This window comes from Mucilaginibacter sp. PAMB04274 (assembly GCF_039634385.2).
Classification (GTDB): domain Bacteria; phylum Bacteroidota; class Bacteroidia; order Sphingobacteriales; family Sphingobacteriaceae; genus Mucilaginibacter.
Window position 1 is genome coordinate 2,157,821 of record NZ_CP155081.2, and the last position, 21,406, is coordinate 2,179,226.

Consider the following 21,406-nt stretch of genomic DNA (forward strand, 5'->3'; position numbering starts at 1 on the left):
AAGCAATGGCTAAACCCAATAAAGAATTTCCTGGCTTTGTTAAGGTGCGCGGCGCACGTGAGCATAATCTTAAAAATGTCGATCTTGACATTCCACGTAATGCCTTAGTGGTATTTACCGGCATTTCCGGTTCGGGCAAATCTTCCCTGGCTTTCGGAACGCTATATGCCGAGGCGCAGCGGCGCTACCTCGAATCGGTTTCACCCTACGCCCGGCGTCTGTTCAATCAAATGGCTATCCCCGAGGTGGACGAAATTGAAGGACTGCCGCCTGCTGTTGCCTTGCAGCAACAGCGCGGGGCCGTTAGCACCCGCTCGTCGGTGGGTAGCGTTACCACCTTATCTAACTTACTGCGCATGCTGTATTCACGTGCCGGAGATTATCCTGATGGGCAGGGCATCATTTATGCAGAATCTTTTTCGCCTAATACACCGGAAGGTGCCTGTACCGAATGCCATGGCTTAGGCCGTGTTTATGAGATCACCGAAAAGACGATGGTTCCCGATGATACGCTTACCATCCGTGAAAAAGCCATCGCTGCCTGGCCCTCGGCTTGGCAGGGGCAAAACCAGCGGGATATCCTGACCACTATGGGCTATGATATTGATGTACCATGGAAGGACATCCCAAAAAAGGACCGGGAATGGATCCTGTTTACAGAAGAACAGCCCGTAGTACCGGTTTATTCCGGCTATTCGCACGAGGAGATCAAACGCTTTATAAGGAACAAACGTCAGCCGGATTACATGGGCACTTTTACCGGTGCCCGCCGGTATGTGCGGCACACATTTGCCAACTCCCAGAGCGCACTGATGAAAAAGCGTGTAAGCCAGTATATGATCAGCAGCGAGTGCCCCCTTTGTAAAGGTAAGCGTTTGCGCCAAGAATCCTTATCGGTCAAGTTTGCGGGTTATGATATTGCCGAACTGTCACGGCTTGCACTGGATAAGCTGGCAACAATATTCGCACCTTATGGAACCGGCGAAGCTGCAGCATTAAAAAAAATCCAGTCAATTTCTCCCGAAAAAGTTGAGGTAGCTAAACGCATAGCCGAAGACTTGGTTGCACGGCTGCAAGTAATGCTGGACCTGGGCTTGGGTTACCTAACCATTGAAAGAAGCACCCCAACCTTGTCTCCAGGTGAGTTACAACGACTGCGACTGGCAACACAGGTACGCTCCAATCTGTTCGGGGTAGTTTATGTTTTGGACGAACCATCAGCCGGGCTTCACCCTGCGGATACCGAGGCTCTTTTACGGGCATTGGATAAACTGAAAGCTGCGGGTAATTCTCTGTTCGTAGTTGAACATGAGATCGATGTGATCCGCCATGCAGACTGGATAGTTGATGTTGGCCCGGCCGCGGGCGAGCAAGGCGGACATATCTTATATAGCGGAGTGCCCGAAGGTTTACAGGAGGTGAACGAATCTCTAACCAGGCATTATATATATAATAACACGGGTAAGAAAAGTATTGAGCCAAGAACACCGAAAGACTGGCTGAAGCTGGAAGGCATCACCCGAAACAACCTCTCCGAGTTGAACGCAGCCTTTCCATTAGGCGTATTAACGAGTGTGACCGGTGTATCCGGTTCAGGTAAAAGCAGCCTGGTAAGCCAGGTACTGGTAGAACTGGTAGCAGAACAGTTAGGCTTAAAAATTGAATTGACCGATGATACAGAGGGAGACCCGCTTGAACAAACAGAAGTACAGACGCTGGGCGGCCGGATCATTAGTGGAATGAAAGGCATTAAAAGGTTAGTGGTGGTGGACCAAAAGCCTATTGGCCGTACCCCGCGATCTAACCTGGCCACCTATACTGGCTTGTTCGACCATGTACGCAAATTATTTGCAGCTACAAAGGCGGCCAAATCCCGTAAGTTCGACGCAGGGCAATTTTCCTTTAACGTGGCCAAGGGCCGTTGTCCGCATTGCGAAGGGGAGGGGATGGTGATGGTTGAACTGTTGTTCCTGCCGAGTGTTTATACACCTTGTCCAACTTGCGGCGGTACCCGCTACAACCCCAAAACGCTGGAAGTAAAATATAAAGACAAGAATATTGCCGAGGTTTTGGGACTGACCGTTAACGAGGCCGCAACCTTTTTTAATGAGGAGCCGGCTATCGGCAGGGCACTTGATGTAGTTGTTGAAGTTGGCTTAGGGTATCTGCGGCTGGGTCAGCCAGCTACCGAGCTGAGTGGTGGTGAGGCGCAGCGCATCAAACTGGCAACGGAACTACAGCGAGCCCAGCATGGCCAAACCCTTTACATCTTAGACGAACCTACCACTGGCCTGCATCCATCTGATGTGGAACGTTTGCTTACTCAGTTAAACCGGTTGGTTGATGCCGGAAATACGGTAATACTGGTAGAGCATGATATGGACGTTATTGCAGCCAGTGATTGGGTGATCGATATTGGGCCAGGTGCTGGTGATGCCGGTGGTCGTATTGTAGGGGAGGGCAAGCCAGTAAACATCGTTAAGAATCAGCAGAGCCGAACAGCGCCCTATCTTGCCAAACACTTACTTTAAGGCGTTCATTGTGCTTTGAATATATTTTTTAGGCTTTTTACCTATATGCTTTTCAAACACTTTGGTAAAATGCCCAAGGTTTTCAAATCCCATTTCGTAGCCCGCTTCTGATACCGAAAATCTTTCTTCGCGCATCAGCCGCGCGGCTTCTTTCATGCGTAAATGCTGGTAATAGTCATAAATACCCATGCCAAATACTTGTGTGAAAATTTTGCGTAGCTTCAATTCGTTCATGCCTGCAATTTGCTTTAAGATATCGATGCTTTTGGGCTCACTTAGGGAAGAAACAATCTTGTCGCGAACGAGATAAATAGCTTTGACGTCCTTCGCGCTCAGTTTTACACCCTTTGCACCATCGCGCTTTTTTAAACTGGTGAACAAATGGTAAAGCAATTCCATCGCCTTTGTTTTGTAATAAAAACTCTTCATGGCACCCGGCTCTTCCTTTTTTACAATATCGTTTACTGTGCGTAGAATATCATCTGTCATCAATTCTTCTATCCAGAAATTATTGGCGCTGTCAAAAAGGTAATCAAAATGCTCTGCTTCTTCCTTTAAAAAGTTTATCAGATACCCGGCGCTGATGCTGATAGAGACATGAGAAACATGGGTGTTCTTCTTAAAATCTAAAGATTGACGGAGGGTATATGGGAAGATGCGTACATAAGGCGGTTCCATCGGCGCCGTGTTTCTCTGCTTATTTGATCCGTTATCTGCGTTGCCCTCAAAAATGTTGTGGAAGACAATGCCGATACCATCTAATATATCCGATTGCCCCGTTACACGGGTAAAGTCGTCTAATACGTAAAACGAGCCAAAGTGCATGGCCATCTCGGGTAAAAAAGTAAGCCCTTTAAACAGCGTAACCTGAACGTGTTGCAACACGTCTTCCAAAACCACCCCTAATTTATTTGTAAACTCGAGTATGCTCTTGGGATTATCAGCAGTGGTGTCCATATTCATCTTTTCGATTAAAAATATTAGTCTATGGGATATTTTACTTGTAAAGCTACAATTAGTTTTGCCTTATCAACAACGTGTTATTACAAAATAATTGAAGCAATGAAAAAACAAGTCTTAATATCCGGAGCCAGCTTTGCGGGGTTAACGCTGGCCTATTGGTTAAATAAATTTGGTTACGGCGTAACTGTAGTAGAATTAGGCAAAGACCTGAGAACAGCCGGATCACCGATTGATGTACGTGGCGACGCCCTAAACGTAGCAATAGAAATGGGCATCTATAATCAAATAAAAGCCAATGAGTTTATACACACCGATGAGATTGTGGGTGCAGACGATCAAACACTTGCCAGGTTTGCCATTAATAGTTTGCCGGAGTATCTGGGTGACATTGAAATACACCGTGGCGACCTTGTGAAAATTATTTATGAGTCCATTCCAAAAAATGAGGTGGAGATAGTTTTTGGCAATAGTATATCCAAATTAACCCAGCATGATGATCGTGTGGAAGTATCCTTCGAAAAAGGCGAAAGCAATGCTTACGACTATGTATTCGGCGCTGATGGTACCCATTCTACTGTGAGGAGGCTTGTATTCGGTCCCGAAAATGACTTTAAGAAATTCTTGGGAGTTTACTTTGCATTTGCTGCTGCGGATCATATCCAAACCGGTCGGCCAAAATCTACGGGTATTGTGTATCGCGAACTGGGTAAGCAGGCAGTGATCTTTCAGTTTAAAGATGCGGCGAATGCCATCCTTGTATTCCGTGCACCCAAACTCGATTGGCATTACCGTGATCGCGAGCGGCCAAAGCAAATTTTAAGGGAATACTTTGCAGGCAACTCCAATTGGAAGCTGCCGGAAATATTAGAAGCCATGCTTAAAGCCAATGATCTTTATTTTGATGAGGCCTGCCAGATCCAAATGCCAACCTGGACAAAAGGTAGGGTAGCATTGATTGGCGATGCCGCTTATGCACCAAGCTTTTTCACCGGCATGGGTACCAGTTTGGCTATGCAGGGCGCAACGTTATTAGCCAAAGAGCTGCACGCCAACGAAGATCACCAAATTGCGTTTAAAAAGTATAACGAAGGCTTCAGGCCGTTTGTAGAAAGTGTTCATGCACGTGTTGACAGTTCGCTACGGGTACAATTGCCCGAAACGCTGGAGGAGCTACAGGCATCTTTTGAGGCTTGGACTAATCAACAGGAGTGATTAATAAGGTCCGGTCATTGCGACCAGACCTTGTTATATACTTCGAAAATTTGTGAAGACTTCAAATTTGGCTTAAGGTTGGCTATCCTACCACAGGTAACGAACCGCCATCAATAGCGTATATAGTTCCTGTCAGGTAAGCAGCAGATGGTGACACCAAAAAGTGCACGAGCTGAGCCACTTCTACCGGCTCGGCCATACGGCCCATCGGTATTCCGCCGGTTTGTGCCATCAGTTGTTTCATTCCCTCTTCCGGTGTAATTCCAGCTGAAGTTGCGTAGTCGTTCAAGAATTTGACCATCGGTTCTGTTCTGGTAGCGCCAGGTGCAACAGTAAGCACCCGTATGCCTTTGTCGGCCAGTTCGGTGGCCAGGGCTTTACTGTAACTGTTCAGCGCGGCTTTCGAAACAGCATAAGCCAAGTTCAGGTTCCATAATGCTTGTTTACCAGCAACAGATGATATATGTATGATCACGCCGCTTTTTTGTTCTATCATTTGTAGTAGCGATATTCTGTCGAGCCTGATGGCAGAGATCAGATTGAGATCCAACTCCTGTTGCCAGTGTGCATCGGTAAGTGTGCTATGCCCGCCACCTGGTGTGGTTAGCCCGCCTACGTTATTGATCAATATATCAATGCCGCCAAAAGTATTTTTTATTTCGTTAGCAAGCGCCGTTACCTGATCTGCATCTGTTAGGTCTGCCGCGATAAAGTGATGAGTTGTATCCTCGGGCTTTGCTCGGGCACTAATTATAACTGTTGCACCTGCTTCTGCTAATTGGTCGGCAATTGCTTTACCTATACCTTTTGTACCACCGGTTACAAGTGCTCTTTTTCCTTTTAAATCTTTTAATTCCATGTTGCTGTTGTAAAATTCTGAAACATTTGTTTCAGAATAGGTTAAAAAAATTATTTGGTTAATTGTTTAATAAAGTATTCCGCCATGCGCTTGATCTTGATCGGGTCTTTGTGCAGGATGTAAGACTCGTACCAGCCCGTCCAGGTGCTGTTGAAATAATCGGCCAGCAAAGCCGGATCTTCATCATTGCGGATCTCGCCTTTATCCATCGCTTTTTGGATAAGATCATGTAAAAACTGGTAAGAACGCTGATCATCAGCTACCAATATCTGCTTAACGCGCTCGTCATTCGTAGCTACCTCAAACGCACTTTTCACCGCCATGCAGCCATCTTCACCGTTTATAATGATATTCACTGCTTCATGAATGTAATCTACTAACACCGACAATGGCGACCTTTTACTCGTTAAGCGCTTGTCCCAATCCTGTTTCCTGATATTGGTGTAGTGCTGCACACAACGCACAAATAGTTCCTGCTTGTCGCCAATGGTGTTATACAGGCTGCTGCTGTTGATCTGCATGGCATCGGTAAGGTCGCGCAGCGAGGTAGCATTATAGCCTTTCTTCCAGAAAACTTCCATTGCTTTCTGGATCGCTACAGCTTCGTTAAATTCTACATTCCTGGCCATGAGGTTACAAAGGTACTCAAATCTGAAACAAGTGTTTCAGATTTGAGTCATAATCATGGGATTGTCAGCCTGCTTTGCGAATGTCTCAAGAAGATTTGATTAGTAAGATCGGTCATCTTCGCGGTGAATAGTTTTAATCGTGTCTCTGTAAGTAATAGAAGCAAAACACGGCAAGTGTGTTCAAACCTTGTATCGTTGGTAATGCCGTCAATGTCGCTTTAACATTCTTCACCTGGCCATCGCTACCTTTTCCGGAGTTTGGCTAAGTAATGCCCCGATTTCACTACGCCCGGGAGCTGAAAGCTGATGACCTTTGACTATATCAAAAAATTAATAAAAAATGAAACAGTCACAAACTCCAATCATCAGTTTTAGTCCCGTTGTGTTACCTGTCTCCGGCCGTCACGTGGACCTGGAAATGAAAGTTTCGGCTCCGGCCAGCGGAAACAACCTGCCGGTTATTCTTCTTTCGCATGGGCATGGTGCGTCTAACTTTCTTTCATCTTACCGAGGTTATGGCCCTGTTGCTGATTTTTTTGCCGCACAAGGGTTTGTGGTCATCCAACCTACGCATCAAAATTCTAAAGCACTTGGGCTTCCCGCATCCCTTCCCGAAGCACCCTTGTTTTGGAGTTCGCGGCCGGCCGACCTAAAATTTATCCTGGATCATCTGGACCAAATCATAGCCACTGTACCCGGTTTAGCCGGTAGGGTTGATCAGGAAAACATTGCGGCTATTGGCCATTCATTAGGCGGCCATACGGTTGCTATGCTGGCCGGTATGGAAGTTACTGACCCTTTAACCGGCAACATTGTGAATTTAACCGAACCGCGGATAAAAGCTCCTGTAATGATTGGCCTGCCTGGCGGTCCGGAAGGATTGACCGGCGCAGTAAGGCATCATTATCCGGTATTGGCGGCTTCTAATTTTGGCTCGATGACTTTGCCAGCGCTTATTGTGAACGGCGACAAAGACAAAAACCCGATGTTTTCTGATTTGGACAATTGGCGTGCCGACGCTTATTACCAAAGCCCGGGCCCGAAGGATCTGCTGACCGTGTTTGGCGCCGAGCACATCTTTGGTGGCATATCAGGGTATGATGCCCTTGAGACAAGTGATGAAAATCCCGGGCGTGTTGCCTTTGTATGTGAAAGCATTTTGGCATATATTCGGAGTGCATTTGATACGAACGACGCAAGTTGGGAAGACGCCAAGAAAAGCCTTAACGGTGTACAGGGAGCATTAGGCAGCATTGAAAGTAAATTATAAAAAGACAATATGAAAGATGAAATGTCTAATCATAGATTCGATTCTTTATCAAGGTTGCATAACGCGCTGGACATGCCGGCGCCTATGCACCCCCTGGTAAGTTTGATCAATAACGCCACAGGTAACGTTCCGTTGGAAAGGCTTCCCGACCCGCACATATTAAATTTTTACAAGATCTCTTATAAGATGAATCTCCAGGGAAAGTTCAAATATGGACAGCATTACTACGATTTCGATGAAGGGGGAATGTTTTTTGTATCGCCGAACCAGATCACAGGAGGCCACGAACCACTCAGTGATCAATCGGGTTATACTTTACTTTTCCACCCGGATTTTTTACTGGGTTACGAACTTGGCAGGAAGATTAAAGCGTATGGATTTTTTTCCTATTCTACCCATGAAGCGCTGCATCTGTCCGAAAAGGAAAAATCCATTATCATTTCTGTTTTTCAAAGTATTGAAGAAGAATTAAAAGGCAGAATTGATAATTTTAGCCAGGATGTTGTAATCTCTCAGATCGAATTGCTGCTGAATCACTCCAACCGGTTCTATAGCCGGCAATTCATTACCCGTAAGGCGGTAAGCAGTGATTTGCTTCAAAGAGCAGAAGAGATTTTGCAAGCCTACTTCCAGTCACCACACACCGCCAAGCACGGACTTCCGACTGTTCAGTTCCTTTCAGCGCAATTAAACGTTAGTGCCAGTTATTTAAGTGATATGCTACGATCAATTACCGGGCAAAATGCACAACAACACATTCATAACTACCTAATTGAAAAAGCAAAGGAGCAGTTATCGACGAGCCAGGCTTCGATAAGCGAGATAGCCTATCAATTGGGATTCGAACATCCCCAGTCCTTTAGTAAACTCTTCAAGCTCAAAACTAATATGTCGCCTTTGGATTTCAGACGTTCTTTCAATTAAGCACACCGAGATATACGACCATCCTTAACAAGCTATAGCGGATGTTAGATTACTTAACAAGCATTGGTTAGTAAACTAAAAGCAGATGCCAGAAATCAAAAAGCATAATGGGAAGACTCTGAATTTCGAATTAAGATCACTACAAGGGGGAAACAATGCAAAGATGACTACGATTTTGATCTGAAATTTCATACCAACTTTATTCGCATTGACAATTCTGTTTATTTAGGAAACCGCCATATTGTAACTGGCGGTTTCCTACCGACAGAAATTGCTATTGCATCAGGCCGGTAATTACCCGGTTACCTTTAAAGAATCAATGAGACCATCCTTTAGTCCATAAAGCTCGCGATGTTGAGGTTCACATTACAACAATACCGATATTTGGCTGAAAATAGCAAAACACGACTGAACCAAATAAGGTGTTCAGGATCAAGAATATGCCGAGGCAGAGATCATCTTACTGAGTTTGGCTATGCACTCACACCGCTGACCGGTCTGTAGGCCTTTGGAATGATGGACACCTGGATCGGCTACGAAAGGTTATTTTTAGGTTGTTCTAAGTGAAAGGCAGTTTTTTTCTAAAACCAAGAAGTAAAATATCAGATCTATGAAATGTGCTTAATGATTAAGCTTTTTATAATTTTCTTGAAATCCCGAATGTGTCAACCGTTAGCTTCTGCCAAAATATTCAATACCTGCAACCGGTAAATCTTACCAATAGGAATCACGTTGTTTGAAATGGTTATTTCATCTTGGGTATAAGAATCTATCTTATCGAGTGCTACCAAATAAGAACGATGGACTCTTATAAATGAGGACGATGGAAGCATAGCCTCAAGCGAAGTTATCGCGTATTTGGTAATGACCGGTTCTTTGGTTGTGTTTATTCTTACATAATCCTTTAAGCTCTCAATGTATTGAATATCCTTGAGCATAACCTTTATCATTTTACGGTCAGCTCGAAAGTACAGGAAAGCTTGATCCGCAGTATCCTGAGTTTTACCTGATGTTTGGATTCCATAGCGGGCCTCCTGCTCGGGCAGCGCTTTAAATACCGCTTTTAGGAGACGTTCAAAACGTATAGGCTTGACCAGGTAATCTGTAACATCTAATTCAAAGGCCTTGACCGCGTATTGTTCAAAAGCGGTCGTCAGGATGATTTTTGGCGGATTAACCAATGTGCCGACCAGATCCAGCCCTGTGATCTGTGGCATCTGGATATCCAAGAACAACAAATCGATACGGTGTTGTTTGAGCTTGCTGATGGCCTGCACTGCATTACCGCATTCCCCGATGAGGTCAAGCATCGGTATCTGCGTAATATAACGTCGCAATACTTCTCTCGCAGGCGGCTCGTCATCAATGATGAGGCAGTTGTATTTTTTGATCGGTTCCATGATAAACAGTTTTGACCCCCTCAGCAAAGCCGGTTGCCAACGTGATCCTCAAGTTAACAATGTACATCTCTTCTTCATCATTGATCACCAGTTCATGTTGACCGGGATACAATAGCTCCAGACGTTTACGAACATTAGCGATTCCGATTCCCGGGTTCAGGTTTTTGCCGTTGACCGGTTGTCCATTGATCAGTTTCATGGAAAGTTCATCGTTGTCAAGTGAGATTGTAAGACTGATCCAAGGGCTCTCGGTTACCTGGCTTGCACCGTGCTTGAACGCGTTTTCGATGAAGGGCAAAAGCATTAAGGGAGCAATAAAATGGTCAGTTGCTTTGGGCATCTGAACGGAAATATCTAAACCCTGGTCATACCGTGCTGATTCCAGCGCGAAATAATCTTTGATCATTTTCAGCTCTTTATCAAGCGGCACTAATGGTTGGCTGCAATCATAAAGGATATAGCGAAGTAATTGAGATAGTCCCATGATCATTCCCGATGCCTTTTCAGAAACTTCTTGTGTGAACGAGTATATATTGTTGAGTGTGTTGAATAAAAAATGCGGATGCAACTGCGCCTTTAACATTTGCAGCTCGGCATTTGCTTTCTCCTTCTCTAGCATGAGTGCGGCTTGTTGCCTTTCATAAAAGCACTTCATTAGCTTAATCGCAGCGGCTACACCGCCTACTGTGATACTACCCCGTAGACCGGCGAGCAGAGCTACGCCGAATTGCACATAAAATGCCGGATGGGGCTCGCGTGCAATAATTGGTGAAATCTTATCCGCATTGAGATGACGTATGTAGTCGATCACTGTCATAGACAAAGCCGCTGACAGAGCCGCGGTTAGAAACACCAACACAATCGCGCTTAAAGTAGCCCAGGCATACTTTCCAGGCAACACCAGCTTAGGGATTACCAGATACATCAGCGTGTAAGCTAAAAATATACTTGGGATCAAATACATCAAGGTTTCTGGTGATGTAATGATGAGCCGGTGCAGAAAGGGCTGTCGCTGCAACGCTGGTGATGGCGAGAACGAATACAGCATTAGCTGAAACAGGAACCAGAGCAGCCAAAAGCACCAATGCCGCGAAAGGCGCCATTTGGCGCTATTGGAATAAATGAATGGTATCTGCTGCATCGAACTTCATTATCACACTAAGATACATATTGGCTATCAAAGCCTGCTATCATAGCTCACTTATTCGACAAACGTAAATAAGCTGCCCACCAAATCATTTCGTCGACGACGAAATGATTTGATCGACAAAGATCAAGTGTATGTTTTCGTAATGGCTACGCCGGGCTACTTTCCTATTTCTGTATGACTAATGCACGTAGGTTTGAACAAAAACGATCACTATGAAAGCATTATTCACCTTAATTTTTTTGACCTCATTATCGCTCGGCGCGTTCGCGCAGATCGATACGGCGAGCTATCCTAAGGAGCGCCAGGAGATACGGCAACTTTTGCTAAGCCACGGCCCCGGAACAAGCTTTGATTGTGCGGATATGATCGCGGTCGGTCCGAAAGGTGACATTTCGTTTACTCGTCAGCAGTGGATTGAAGCGCAGAAAAAAGAAAAGCTGGTATTTAAGTCCGTTAGACCGGTACCTGGTAACGAATTCATCCGCATTTATGAAGGCACCACCGCCGTGGTCAACCTGCTGATCAACGTAAATGTCGTTGTTGATGGCCGTGATCTGAATATCAAGGTCCGCCGTTTAGAAGTATATCACAAGACCGCTGGTAATTGGTGCCGTGTGGCCGGCCAAGGTACGCAGGTAGACGAGAACTTATTCCCGGTAAACAGTAAATAAACTAAATATGACCAGGATCATGAAAGTAAGCATCTTAACATTTTCGCTATTATTCGCCATGAAATTCTCGTTAGCTCAAAGTACCGTCGAGAACGAGATCCGCAAGCTGGATCAACTGGAAGCACAAGCTACCATTAGTGGCGATACCCTTACCCTCAAAAAGCTGTGGTCGCCCAGTTTTGTGGTGAATAACCCCGCGAATGCAGTTGTAAACGTTACGCAAATACGGCAGCTGATGAAGGAAGGCAAGATAGGCTATACAACTTTCAGCCGTGTCATCGAAAAGATAACGATTACCGGCCCGGTGGCGGTAACGATGGGCTATGAAGAAAATGAGCCCGAGAAAGCAACGGATAACGCTGGGAGAAAAGTGACACGCCGATATACGAACGTCTGGCTAAAGGAGAAAAACGGCTGGCGGATCATTGCCCGACAGGCGACCATCATTGATGTAAAGTAGCAAAGGTTTGACCATAATTTTCTCCACTATGAAAAAAACAATTCACCTGCTGATAGCTCTATTAGTATTGCACCTACTTTTGTTAAGTATAGGTTGCAAAAAAGATAAAACACAGAAAGATCCGGATAAAAACACAACAGGCTTGTACGGCTTTTCAAACACAGAATATACCGGCCTTGCCAATGTAGGGAACCATTACTTCCCAAGACCGCTTTCCTTAAGGTTCGGCGAGGGCAACGACGTGACGGCCTGGTCGCATTTGACACTTACCGTATGGCGCCGTGGCGATGTTCACGGAAAGATAACAAAGGTCGAAGAGGGTGCTCAGGGGCAGACCACGGTGACGATCTTATTTGATCTGCCTGGCGATGAACAATTCAATTCGCCACAGGTTTACACCATATCAGCTGATAAACATACTATCACTGGTGGAACTTCACCCATCATTTCCATGGTTGATATGAAACTATTCTCTAAAGATGCTCCCGGTATCGTTGGTGTATGGTCGCAACCCCAGCATCCCGATTGGTTCCCGGACGTGAACGTGATCGCATTTGACAAAAACGGGCAAACTACTTATAACCAGGGTGGCAAACCTGTTTATTACGTTTATGATGATAAGATCTTTTGGAAAGAAAACTATAAACAGGACGGTTCGCGTATTACGTTCACTGGCGTTAACCCGGATGTTGCCAAGCCATTAATTACATCTATTCCGTATTATGGTGTACTTTCCAGCGATGGAAAGATACTATACGTTGATGCCTACGAGTTTTCTGCGGCCCGGATATCAACTGCATTAAGTACATTTCCATGGTATGGTCCGAAAGGTGTTACACCATGGTTGATCAGGCAATAGTCTAGTTGGATTGGTGTGGGCAGAGTTGTTCACACCAGTTTTTCTATTATAGGCATGGCTTAATGTTGGCGCTACTGCATTCGGCTATTTGTTGATCCCGCAAATAAAATAAAACTAAAAACCTTCCATTGCCAAATTCAGAATGATCATAAGCTTTAAGTTCCAAAGAAGGCGCATATCAGGAAACACCAGCAATCCGAGCAGTTGATCTTAAAGAAACGATTATGAACTACCAACGGATAAAGTCAGATATAGGGTTACTCGCATACAATCTATGGTTAAATGTATAATACTTTTTAATCTAAATTAAGGAGTTATGGCAAAAGTTGTCCAACGATTTAACACAATAATTTTAGTCATTTTTGGATTGACCTTCAATGCATTAACTATAAAGTTTTTCAGTTAAATATGCTCTACAAGAACATATTTTTACGAAATTTTTAAAATTTCTGAATCAAAATTAATTTGATTTCTTGTTTTCAATTAAATAAATGCAACTTTGTGTCATTGTGAAACAAGAAAAGACAACCATAATGACCCAATGCTGCCGGATGATGTCCTGCTTGCTGGTCATTGTTTTTCTTGGTATTTCAGTTGGGCAACTTTTCCACAGTCACAAATCAGGTATTAAGACGGAGCAGTCTGCGGATGAAGATGCCAGTTATCTTACGGAAAAGTGTAAAGTGTGCGAGTTTTACGCGCATAAACACAGCAAAGTAATCAATCTTTCTTATCCACCCGTACTTACAGTACCCATTCCTGAACCGGTAACCTATACCAGTCATTACTTTATCGGGAATTATAAATTCACACTTCAGGGCTTTACAAACAAAGGTCCGCCTGCTGCTACCTGCTAAGTACAGGTATGCCCCAAACTTAAGTATTATTTAACGTATTTAGCCTTGAGCTGACATTGCGTTATTGTACCTTGAGGTACGGTTGTTTTACTATCTGTCTTCGCATCTCCCTTACGCCTGACTGGCATCAGGCTTCCAATTTCACATTGATTTTTCATCGCATGCCCCAGCGGTTATGCCCATTTTTCTACGTTTTGAATTTGATCGTCTCCTGTCTTGGTGGCTGGTTGCGCCGTAATCAATCCGGCCTTTCGTGTGCATTACCTTCGGTTTCGTACTGATAGGCCAATCATCTCTTGCACAACAGTCCCGTCTTACCGGCAAAGTGCTGGATCATCATGGCCATGCCTTGCCCGGTGCGCATGTAACGCTGGTCAATGTACAATTAAGCACCGTAACCGATCCATCAGGGCAATTCAGCTTCCAGATGGTGCGCGCGGACGACTATACAATCAAAATCTCCCATGTGGGCTATCGAGAGGTCGTTCGCCAGCTCTCGGTATCTGATCTGAACGCGCCCTTAGACATCAAAATCTACCCGCTTAATCAGGCCTTGGATGAGGTGACAGTTGTAGATAAGCATGCTGAAGCGCGTAAGCAGACGGAATCGCTGAACGTTGAAATAGTCGATCAGCGCTTCATCCAACGTAACCTCGGTGGCAGTTTGATGTCAACGTTATCACGCTTGCCCGGCGTTAAAACAATCGGTATCGGGTCGGGACAGTCAAAACCGCTTATTCGTGGCCTTGGCTTCAACCGTGTAGTTGTCGTGGATAAGGGCATCAAACACGAAGGGCAACAATGGGGAGCCGACCATGGCCTGGAGATCGACCAGTTTGCAGTTGGCGAAATAGAACTGATCAAAGGTGCCGCCTCCTTCATATACGGGTCGGACGCTATTGCCGGCGTTGTCGATCTGAAACCAGTACCACCGCCGCCACCTTACACGGTGGGCGGCTCTGTGGACCTGATCGGTAAGACCAACAATCAGCTTTGGGGAAACACGGTCAATATCTTCGGCCGCAGCAAACGATGGTTCTTCGACTCCCGGTTCACTTACCAGAATTACGGCGATTATCGCGTACCTACCGACAGGATCTATGTTTACGACTATGCCGTTGACCTGTATAAGAACCAACTGCGCAATACGGCGGGTAGGGAAACCGGATTGCATTTCAACACCGGTTACTTAGGAGATCGTTTTCGCTCCATTTTTTACCTCAGTAACACCTTTAGCAACAGCGGCTTTTTTGCCAATGCTCACGGTCTGGAGCCGAGGATGGTGAAACCGCATTACATGATGCTTCTTCGCGTGATATTCAAATGCCCAGCCAGCAAGTAAACCATCTTAAACTTATCAACCGCACTTCCTACCAAACCGGCGATCATATGCTGGAAACGGAACTAGGTTACCAGCACAATTTTCGTCAGGAGTTTAGCCAGTACGTCAATCATGGCTACATGCCGCCGGTATATCCGGATAACATGCGGATACCCGCCACTCTAGAAAGAGAGTATGATAAGCACGTCTATTCAGCCAATCTTCGTGACCGCATCAGCTTCGGCAAACATGAGCTAACCATTGGATTGAACGGTGAACACCAGGATAACGCCATTAATGGATGGACGTTTTTGGTGCCGGGTTATAAGCAGACAACAGCGGGAGGCTTTGCTTATGACAAATCAAAACTAAGTGAAAAAGTTTTTTTGCACGGTGCCATTCGCTATGATCACGGGCAGGTTAGGCTATTCAAGTACTCAGACTGGTTTGAATCGCCTGTGACTGAGAATGGGGTAACAACCTTGAAAGAATTAGTCAGGGCAAACGACCTGACCAGGAACTTCAACAGCTTTGTTTGGTCCTTGGGGTTAAATTACAACCCAGACCAATTTTCACTTAAATTTAATATCGGCAAGAGCTTTCGGATGCCGATCACTAAGGAATTTGGCGCGAACGGCGTAAACTATCACTACTTCAGCTATGAACTCGGAGAACCGACATTGAACCTGGAACGATCCTATCAGGCTGATCTGTCTGTAGGTTGGAACGAAGCGAAATGGTCTGTACAGATCAGTCCTTTCTATAACTATTTTCCGAACTACATTTACCTGAACCCAACGCCCGATCACAGTCCAGGTGCAGGCGGCGGAAATCAGATATTTCAATATGCCCAAAGCCGTGTAGTGCGGTACGGCGGGGAACTCCAGCTAAAATACCGGCCGCTCGAAAGCTTGAGCACGGAATTCCTGGCTGAATACTTATATGCCGAACAACTTTCAGGAAACAAGAAGGGCTTTACGCTGCCATTTTCGCCACCGCCGTCTGCGCTCTTTAATGTCACTTGGTCGCCAAATCTGAGCACCCATTTACAAGGCACTTATGTATCATTAGATTATCGCATCACTGCTGCACAGAATAACATTGTACCGCCTGAAAAAAAGACAGCTGGCTACCGAGTGATCAATTTGCAGGCCGGAACGAAACTACACTTATACAAACAGCCTGTGGTGATCAGCCTGCAGGCGCAAAACCTGCTGAATACCCGATACCTGAACCATACCAGTTTTTACCGGCTCATTGAGCTTCCTGAAGCTGGCAGAAATATCATCCTTTCACTTAAAGTGCCTTTCTTGATCAGATCGTCACAGCCCAAGCAAGCAATTTAAAAATCAAATGATACAACAAAAACTACAAATGATGAGATCCACGAAGATCATGGCCGCAGTGCTGCTATTGATGGCGACTTTTTCGGCCTGTAAGAAAGACAAAAACGAAGAACCTGACCCGGCTAAGCCAACCATAGACCATATTGAGGTTGGTCTAAACAACAACGAACTGGGCGTTATTGACAAAGACTTCCATTTCAATGCTGAAGTTTTGGCTGCAACCAAGATCGAAAATGTACAGATCAAGATCATGCCAAGGGCCGGAGAAACCTACAGCAAAGCTTGGAAGCATGAGATCACATGGGACCAGTATAAAGATGCAAAGAATGCTACAGTGCATAAACACTTCAATATCCCGGCGGACGCAGCTGAAGGCAAATACGATTTCTTCATTATTGTTAATGATCAGAACGGAACCAAACTGGAGGTCAAGAAATCCATTACGATCTACCTGGCGGCTAATGTGCCGGTAAATCCAAACGCCGGTATATTCAATATTTTCGCTAACGACGCCCGTTATTTCAGAAATGGGCAATTTACTGTCGCTGGAACAAAGCTTAAGAAAGGCGATGTGATCAAATCTCAGGTAACCATCACTGATGTAAAGGGTGATGGTAAAATGTACATCCTGATGATCAACAAAAAACATAATCATCGCCCCGAGTCGATAGATAAAATTGATTTCAGCAAAGCAATCGTCTACGATGTCTTAGAGCATAAAGGCTGGGACAAATCTGATTCCTTTTCCAACTCCACAGTTGATCCGGTAACCTTTCTGCCCATCCGCATATTTCCGGCGTTTACCATCGGTGCAAATGTGGACAACAACACACCTACAGCAAACCCCATCAATGGAGCCAAAGCCTGGGAAAGCGGTACGTATTACTTCGGCGTAATCTATAAGAACACCACCTACAACATTGGCTACTTCCAGTATATCGAGGTGCCGGTGGCGATAAATTAACTATTGATAAAGAATGAGAAAAGAACTACTCGGAGGACTTATGCTCCTAATTTTGAGCATTAGTGCCTGTAAAAAAGACGGAACACAGAAAGCGATTGACACCGAATATCCGGTAATTAATGTGACCGGCACCAGTGCATTTCCCAAACAATGCAGCACCGTTAAGCGCGGTGAGAAATTTACGTTCAGGGCGCTACTCAGTGATAATATTCAGCTCGGATCAGTAAGTGTAGACATTCATCACAATTTCGATCACCATACGCATAGTACAGAAGTAGAAAGCTGCAACATGGATGCGATTAAAACGCCCGTAAAGCCTTTCCTGCTTATCCAAACTTATCCTATACCCGCCGGTCAGAAAACTTACGAGGTGCAGCAGGAGATCACCGTACCTGCCAACATAGATCCGGGTGATTACCATTTCATGATCCGCCTTACCGATAAGGAAGGCTGGCAGACCATTAAAGGCTTAAGCATCAAGATTACTAGTTAAATAACGAATATTTACTATAACAAACCATAAAATGAAATTTCTTCAAAGAACCGTTCTCGCGCTGACCGCTTACCTGCTCATCTTCAGCAGCTGTAAAAAAAATAACGATGAAGCGCCAGCGCCAGCCAAGCCGTTTGTGATCACCGATAACTTTGTTGCCGGCACGCTGACCTCAAGAAGCGGAACTAAGTCTACCAGCGTCTTCTTCATTCAGTTACTGGAAGACAATAAAGCGCTCTTTATCAATTCCTCTTCAACTAACCTGACCGGTACTTACACGCTTACCGATACGGAGCTGACATTCGAGGTGACCGGCGGCAATGCACGCATAGCCAGGTTCGCGCTGGATAAGGACAAGAAGGTCAGTTCGGCTTACTACAAAGCCTTGATCATGGAGTATGATGCAACAGGTGAACTGTTACCTGTTAAAACGACGAATGAACTCGCCGGCAAAGTATTTAAAGGTGATGAATACAAAATGGGCGATTTACTTTTCAGGTCGGCGTTAGTATACAACTTTGCCAACACCGGTACGTCTTACGGTTCCGGAACTGATGTCGGCACCATTGTGAACACCGCTAACACTTATACGCTGATCGGTGGGTCTGGCTTTAAATATCAAAGTGGCAGCACTACCGAGCTTGGCTTTGTATCCGGCAAGCGATTGACCGTGTTCCGCTTCAGCGGTTTGTCTTATTACGGAAAATACGATCAACAATAACCTTTCTGCTGATGAAAGTCAAATACTTACAGCTATGGATGATGACCTTGTTGGTCATCATCCTGCATGCCTGCCAAAAAGATGCAGCAGTGGTTTTAGATAAACCGTCTATAGCGATTGATGAGGTAGGACTCAATAATTCCAAGGTGGCCTACACCGGCAATGACCTGCATTTGGATGCAGCGGTGACAGCACCGGCTAAGATTGCCAGCATCAAAGTGCAGATCACGCTTGCGGAGACAAACTATGGATGGGATTTCGTCAAAACTTATACAATGCCTTATGCAGGGAGCAAAAGCGCCGATTTTCATGAGCATATCGATGTCCCTGAAACGGCGAGAGCCGGAAGATATACCTTACTGATCATCGTCACCGATGAGGCGGGTAATAAAATGCAAGCGAAGGTCAATTTCGAGGTGATCAAGGATCTGTCACTGCCCCGCATCACAGAGGCATCCTTAAAAACGGTATCTGCTTCAACGCTGAATTATTCCGGAATGATCCAGGCGGCTAATAAGATCGCCAAACTGGTCGTGGAGGTTCAGTCCAGTGCATGGACCAAAACTTTTACTAATACGGATCAGGAAATGGTAGACCAGACCTCTTATCGTTTAAGCAAAGACATCGATCTGAGCGGTGCGCCTGCCGGACACTATCACGTCAACATCACTGTATTCGATAAAGCTGGTAAGCAAGCGCTGTATGCCTATCATTTGGACAGATAGTATTACCTGTAAAATATAACGGCTATGACAAAAGAGTTAAAGTCAGCTATACGCGTCGGAAAGCGCCGGCAAATTAACCTGGCTAAAATGCTGGCACTATGGGGCACCTTGTTTGGGCTTACTGCCCATCATTCGGTAAAAGCGCAGAGCAATGACTATGACAAAGCCGTCGCCAAGTTCACCGGTGAGCACAAATATGATATCGAACGCCCGGGTGCGCTGGATGGTATCACCGCTCCCGAATTCTCGGGCCAAACTTTGGACGGCATCAACTTCCACCTGGCAGACCTAAAAGGAAAGGTGGTGATACTCAACTTCTGGTTTATCGCCTGTGCACCTTGCCGATGGAGATTACACCCCTAAATGAAGTTGTTAAGCAGTTCGCCGGCAAAGACGTCTTGTTCATGTCGATCGCCCGTGATCCTGAACCAGACCTGGTAAAGCATCTCCGCGCGGTGCCATTTTCCATCCAGGTGATTGCAGACCCTGCCGCCAGCATTAGCAGAGATTTGTACCACTTGTTCGGCTACCCGACGACGATCGTTATCGACAAACAGGGAAAGATCAGGTATTATACGCTGGGTGGTAAAATTAATGAAGAAGCGGTTCGGAAAGAGCTCAGCCAAAAATTGGTACCTGTGATCACCGGTCTATTGTAAAAAGCTGAACCATTGCCATACATTTTCATATCAAATTATCATAACATCAGATGGGCAAAAATGCATTTGCACCATCGATTTAGCAAAACATCAATTCAATCCATTATCAATAAAATCTACAACATGAACAAAAAACACTTAAGAAACCTAGGCCTTCTGTTAACTATTACGCTTGCATTTGCCGCCTGTAAAAAAGACAACAATGAGCCGGAGCCGGAACAACACGGTCAAGTTAACAAGGAACAGAAATACGTCAGGGTGCTGGTGAGTGACGAACTGAGCACGCAGTTAAGCTTTATCGATCCGTTCAATACTAAGGTAACTGCGATCACTGCCAAGTACCCGCTCGCTAATCTCTACGGCACAGCCTCCGGCCGCTACGCCGCCGTTTTGTATCAAAACCAAAACCTGGTGGAGGTATTTGACAGTGGACTTGCCTCGCATGTGGATCATGTGGACGAGGTGGGTAACGCTAAATGGGCTGCCATTACAGCCACTAGCTTGAAGCCTACCCATTTTAAAAGTATAGGAACAGAGTCACTGATCTTTAATGATAACGATGGAACATTGAGCGTGGGTTATGATGCTGATTTCAACACCGCAGGTGCAAAGTTCAAAACCGTTAATGCCGGCCTGTTACCGCACCATGGCGCGATGGCACAGTTCGCTAACGGCAATTATGCCGTAACTGTTGCGCCAACCAGTGGCGCATCTCCAAACCGTGTACAGATCATCAATAAAAGTGGAAACCTGGTACAGGCATCAAACCTGGAGATCGGCGCTATACACGGCAATGCCAGTGATGGAAATATTGCCGTTTTTGGCGGATTTACCAATGCTTCAGCAACTGCAGGCGGTGTACTGGTGGTCAGCGCTTCTGGCGAACAGAAATTGATTCCCAACCCGGAGAACTTCGGGGCGTTTAGGTTAGCCAACGTTTATTATGCTGAGTCGGCTAAAAAATTTATTGGTTATGTAGCCACTAAAGGTGCTTACCTCATCGATGTTACCGGTAATAAGATCACGCCCATTTATGCCGGCAGCGATGCATTCCAATGCAAGGTGGACTATGCGGGTAAGAACCTGATGGTGTTGACCCTCGATGGCAAACTGCGGATCTATGACCTGTCAACCGGGGCATTGAAAAAAGAAGGCAATGTGATCTCATCAGTAGCATCTGCTGATACCTATAAACCCGTACTGGAAGCAACAACCAAATTCGCTTACATCGCCGTTCCTGCATCAGGTGAAGTATATCAGGTTGACCTGGCCGATTTCAACAAAGTAATCAAACACAAAGTAAGTTCAAAACCGGTGCGGCTCACCCTCTTCGGTTTTGAGAGCAGTGCCGGGCACGAATAAAAAAGAAAGTGGCGGGTGCTGATCAGATCG

20 protein-coding genes and 1 pseudogene are annotated in these 21,406 nt (G+C 45.4%); 16 read left to right on the forward strand and 5 right to left on the reverse strand.

Annotated features, from left to right (window positions below):
* The first annotated feature begins 5 nt into the window (after window positions 1–5).
* Window positions 6–2,531, forward strand: coding sequence for an excinuclease ABC subunit UvrA (gene uvrA / locus ABDD95_RS09135; RefSeq protein ID WP_345951579.1), 2,526 nt, complete (start codon window positions 6–8; stop codon window positions 2,529–2,531).
* Here uvrA and ABDD95_RS09140 read toward each other — a convergent pair.
* Window positions 2,523–3,494 (reverse strand): AraC family transcriptional regulator, encoded by a 972-nt coding sequence (locus ABDD95_RS09140; RefSeq protein WP_345951580.1) that lies wholly within the window; start codon window positions 3,492–3,494, stop codon window positions 2,523–2,525. The genes uvrA and ABDD95_RS09140 overlap by 9 nt on opposite strands.
* Window positions 3,495–3,593: 99 nt before the next feature.
* Between ABDD95_RS09140 and ABDD95_RS09145 the strand changes: the two genes are divergently transcribed.
* The gene (locus ABDD95_RS09145; protein WP_345951581.1) at window positions 3,594–4,706 is read left to right on the forward strand and encodes an FAD-dependent monooxygenase; all 1,113 of its coding nucleotides are present in this window, start codon (window positions 3,594–3,596) and stop codon (window positions 4,704–4,706) included.
* An 82-nt stretch (window positions 4,707–4,788) separates the two neighbouring features.
* On the opposite strand, the gene ABDD95_RS09150 is transcribed toward ABDD95_RS09145, so the two are convergent.
* Window positions 4,789–5,565 (reverse strand): SDR family oxidoreductase, encoded by a 777-nt coding sequence (locus tag ABDD95_RS09150; RefSeq protein ID WP_345951582.1) that lies wholly within the window; start codon window positions 5,563–5,565, stop codon window positions 4,789–4,791.
* Between the two features lie 50 nt (window positions 5,566–5,615).
* Window positions 5,616–6,194 carry a TetR/AcrR family transcriptional regulator gene (locus ABDD95_RS09155; RefSeq protein WP_345951583.1) on the reverse strand — a complete coding sequence of 193 codons (579 nt, stop codon included), beginning with the start codon at window positions 6,192–6,194 and terminating at the stop codon, window positions 5,616–5,618.
* A 340-nt stretch (window positions 6,195–6,534) separates the two neighbouring features.
* Between ABDD95_RS09155 and ABDD95_RS09160 the strand changes: the two genes are divergently transcribed.
* Complete coding sequence (locus ABDD95_RS09160) at window positions 6,535–7,464, forward strand: alpha/beta fold hydrolase (protein WP_345951584.1); 930 nt, start codon at window positions 6,535–6,537, stop codon at window positions 7,462–7,464.
* A gap of 21 nt (window positions 7,465–7,485) precedes the next feature.
* Complete coding sequence (locus tag ABDD95_RS09165; RefSeq protein ID WP_345951585.1) at window positions 7,486–8,388, forward strand: AraC family transcriptional regulator; 903 nt, start codon at window positions 7,486–7,488, stop codon at window positions 8,386–8,388.
* A 665-nt stretch (window positions 8,389–9,053) separates the two neighbouring features.
* Here ABDD95_RS09165 and ABDD95_RS09170 read toward each other — a convergent pair.
* Both ABDD95_RS09170 and ABDD95_RS09175 read right to left on the reverse strand, forming a co-directional pair.
* Window positions 9,054–9,788 (reverse strand): response regulator, encoded by a 735-nt coding sequence (locus ABDD95_RS09170; protein ID WP_345951586.1) that lies wholly within the window; start codon window positions 9,786–9,788, stop codon window positions 9,054–9,056.
* Window positions 9,751–10,929: a histidine kinase gene (locus tag ABDD95_RS09175; RefSeq protein WP_345951587.1), complete on the reverse strand. Its 1,179-nt coding sequence runs from the start codon at window positions 10,927–10,929 to the stop codon at window positions 9,751–9,753. The genes ABDD95_RS09170 and ABDD95_RS09175 overlap by 38 nt, the downstream gene beginning before the upstream one ends.
* Before the next feature lie 221 nt (window positions 10,930–11,150).
* On the opposite strand from ABDD95_RS09175, the gene ABDD95_RS09180 reads away from it, so the two are divergent.
* From ABDD95_RS09180 to ABDD95_RS09235, 12 genes and pseudogenes are all read left to right on the forward strand, one after another.
* On the forward strand, window positions 11,151–11,609 hold the full coding sequence (locus tag ABDD95_RS09180; protein WP_345951588.1) for a nuclear transport factor 2 family protein: 459 nt from the start codon (window positions 11,151–11,153) through the stop codon (window positions 11,607–11,609).
* Between the two features lie 7 nt (window positions 11,610–11,616).
* Window positions 11,617–12,069 (forward strand): nuclear transport factor 2 family protein, encoded by a 453-nt coding sequence (locus ABDD95_RS09185; protein ID WP_345951589.1) that lies wholly within the window; start codon window positions 11,617–11,619, stop codon window positions 12,067–12,069.
* 28 nt (window positions 12,070–12,097) lie between these two features.
* Window positions 12,098–12,928, forward strand: a complete 831-nt coding sequence (locus ABDD95_RS09190; RefSeq protein ID WP_345951590.1) for a hypothetical protein — start codon at window positions 12,098–12,100, stop codon at window positions 12,926–12,928.
* A gap of 509 nt (window positions 12,929–13,437) precedes the next feature.
* A complete protein-coding gene (locus tag ABDD95_RS09195) occupies window positions 13,438–13,785 on the forward strand; it encodes a hypothetical protein (RefSeq protein WP_345951591.1) in 348 nt (115 codons plus the stop codon).
* A 253-nt stretch (window positions 13,786–14,038) separates the two neighbouring features.
* Window positions 14,039–15,127, forward strand: coding sequence for a carboxypeptidase-like regulatory domain-containing protein (locus ABDD95_RS09200; protein WP_345951592.1), 1,089 nt, complete (start codon window positions 14,039–14,041; stop codon window positions 15,125–15,127).
* Complete coding sequence (locus ABDD95_RS09205) at window positions 15,109–16,452, forward strand: TonB-dependent receptor (RefSeq protein ID WP_345951593.1); 1,344 nt, start codon at window positions 15,109–15,111, stop codon at window positions 16,450–16,452. Before ABDD95_RS09200 ends, ABDD95_RS09205 begins: the two co-directional genes overlap by 19 nt.
* A 28-nt stretch (window positions 16,453–16,480) precedes the next feature.
* Complete coding sequence (locus ABDD95_RS09210; protein WP_345951594.1) at window positions 16,481–17,416, forward strand: DUF4625 domain-containing protein; 936 nt, start codon at window positions 16,481–16,483, stop codon at window positions 17,414–17,416.
* A gap of 13 nt (window positions 17,417–17,429) precedes the next feature.
* Window positions 17,430–17,909, forward strand: a complete 480-nt coding sequence (locus tag ABDD95_RS09215) for a DUF4625 domain-containing protein (RefSeq protein ID WP_345951595.1) — start codon at window positions 17,430–17,432, stop codon at window positions 17,907–17,909.
* Between the two features lie 31 nt (window positions 17,910–17,940).
* Window positions 17,941–18,630 carry a hypothetical protein gene (locus ABDD95_RS09220; protein WP_345951596.1) on the forward strand — a complete coding sequence of 230 codons (690 nt, stop codon included), beginning with the start codon at window positions 17,941–17,943 and terminating at the stop codon, window positions 18,628–18,630.
* Between the two features lie 11 nt (window positions 18,631–18,641).
* Window positions 18,642–19,355: a DUF4625 domain-containing protein gene (locus ABDD95_RS09225; protein WP_345951597.1), complete on the forward strand. Its 714-nt coding sequence runs from the start codon at window positions 18,642–18,644 to the stop codon at window positions 19,353–19,355.
* An 87-nt stretch (window positions 19,356–19,442) separates the two neighbouring features.
* A pseudogene (locus tag ABDD95_RS09230) lies at window positions 19,443–20,014 on the forward strand (TlpA disulfide reductase family protein).
* A gap of 123 nt (window positions 20,015–20,137) precedes the next feature.
* Window positions 20,138–21,376 carry a hypothetical protein gene (locus tag ABDD95_RS09235; protein WP_345951598.1) on the forward strand — a complete coding sequence of 413 codons (1,239 nt, stop codon included), beginning with the start codon at window positions 20,138–20,140 and terminating at the stop codon, window positions 21,374–21,376.
* Window positions 21,377–21,406: the final 30 nt, after the last annotated feature.

Excerpts from the sequence above, each read along its gene's own strand:
- uvrA (WP_345951579.1), top strand. The coding sequence starts at position 6 with ATGGCTAAACCCAATAAAGAATTTCCTGGCTTTGTTAAGGTGCGCGGC.
- ABDD95_RS09140 (WP_345951580.1), bottom strand. The coding sequence starts at position 3,494 with ATGAATATGGACACCACTGCTGATAATCCCAAGAGCATACTCGAGTTT.
- ABDD95_RS09145 (WP_345951581.1), top strand. The coding sequence starts at position 3,594 with ATGAAAAAACAAGTCTTAATATCCGGAGCCAGCTTTGCGGGGTTAACG.
- ABDD95_RS09150 (WP_345951582.1), bottom strand. The coding sequence starts at position 5,565 with ATGGAATTAAAAGATTTAAAAGGAAAAAGAGCACTTGTAACCGGTGGT.
- ABDD95_RS09155 (WP_345951583.1), bottom strand. The coding sequence starts at position 6,194 with ATGGCCAGGAATGTAGAATTTAACGAAGCTGTAGCGATCCAGAAAGCA.
- ABDD95_RS09160 (WP_345951584.1), top strand. The coding sequence starts at position 6,535 with ATGAAACAGTCACAAACTCCAATCATCAGTTTTAGTCCCGTTGTGTTA.
- ABDD95_RS09165 (WP_345951585.1), top strand. The coding sequence starts at position 7,486 with ATGTCTAATCATAGATTCGATTCTTTATCAAGGTTGCATAACGCGCTG.
- ABDD95_RS09170 (WP_345951586.1), bottom strand. The coding sequence starts at position 9,788 with ATGGAACCGATCAAAAAATACAACTGCCTCATCATTGATGACGAGCCG.
- ABDD95_RS09175 (WP_345951587.1), bottom strand. The coding sequence starts at position 10,929 with ATGCAGCAGATACCATTCATTTATTCCAATAGCGCCAAATGGCGCCTT.
- ABDD95_RS09180 (WP_345951588.1), top strand. The coding sequence starts at position 11,151 with ATGAAAGCATTATTCACCTTAATTTTTTTGACCTCATTATCGCTCGGC.
- ABDD95_RS09185 (WP_345951589.1), top strand. The coding sequence starts at position 11,617 with ATGACCAGGATCATGAAAGTAAGCATCTTAACATTTTCGCTATTATTC.
- ABDD95_RS09190 (WP_345951590.1), top strand. The coding sequence starts at position 12,098 with ATGAAAAAAACAATTCACCTGCTGATAGCTCTATTAGTATTGCACCTA.
- ABDD95_RS09205 (WP_345951593.1), top strand. The coding sequence starts at position 15,109 with ATGCCCAGCCAGCAAGTAAACCATCTTAAACTTATCAACCGCACTTCC.
- ABDD95_RS09210 (WP_345951594.1), top strand. The coding sequence starts at position 16,481 with ATGATGAGATCCACGAAGATCATGGCCGCAGTGCTGCTATTGATGGCG.
- ABDD95_RS09215 (WP_345951595.1), top strand. The coding sequence starts at position 17,430 with ATGAGAAAAGAACTACTCGGAGGACTTATGCTCCTAATTTTGAGCATT.
- ABDD95_RS09220 (WP_345951596.1), top strand. The coding sequence starts at position 17,941 with ATGAAATTTCTTCAAAGAACCGTTCTCGCGCTGACCGCTTACCTGCTC.
- ABDD95_RS09225 (WP_345951597.1), top strand. The coding sequence starts at position 18,642 with ATGAAAGTCAAATACTTACAGCTATGGATGATGACCTTGTTGGTCATC.
- ABDD95_RS09235 (WP_345951598.1), top strand. The coding sequence starts at position 20,138 with ATGAACAAAAAACACTTAAGAAACCTAGGCCTTCTGTTAACTATTACG.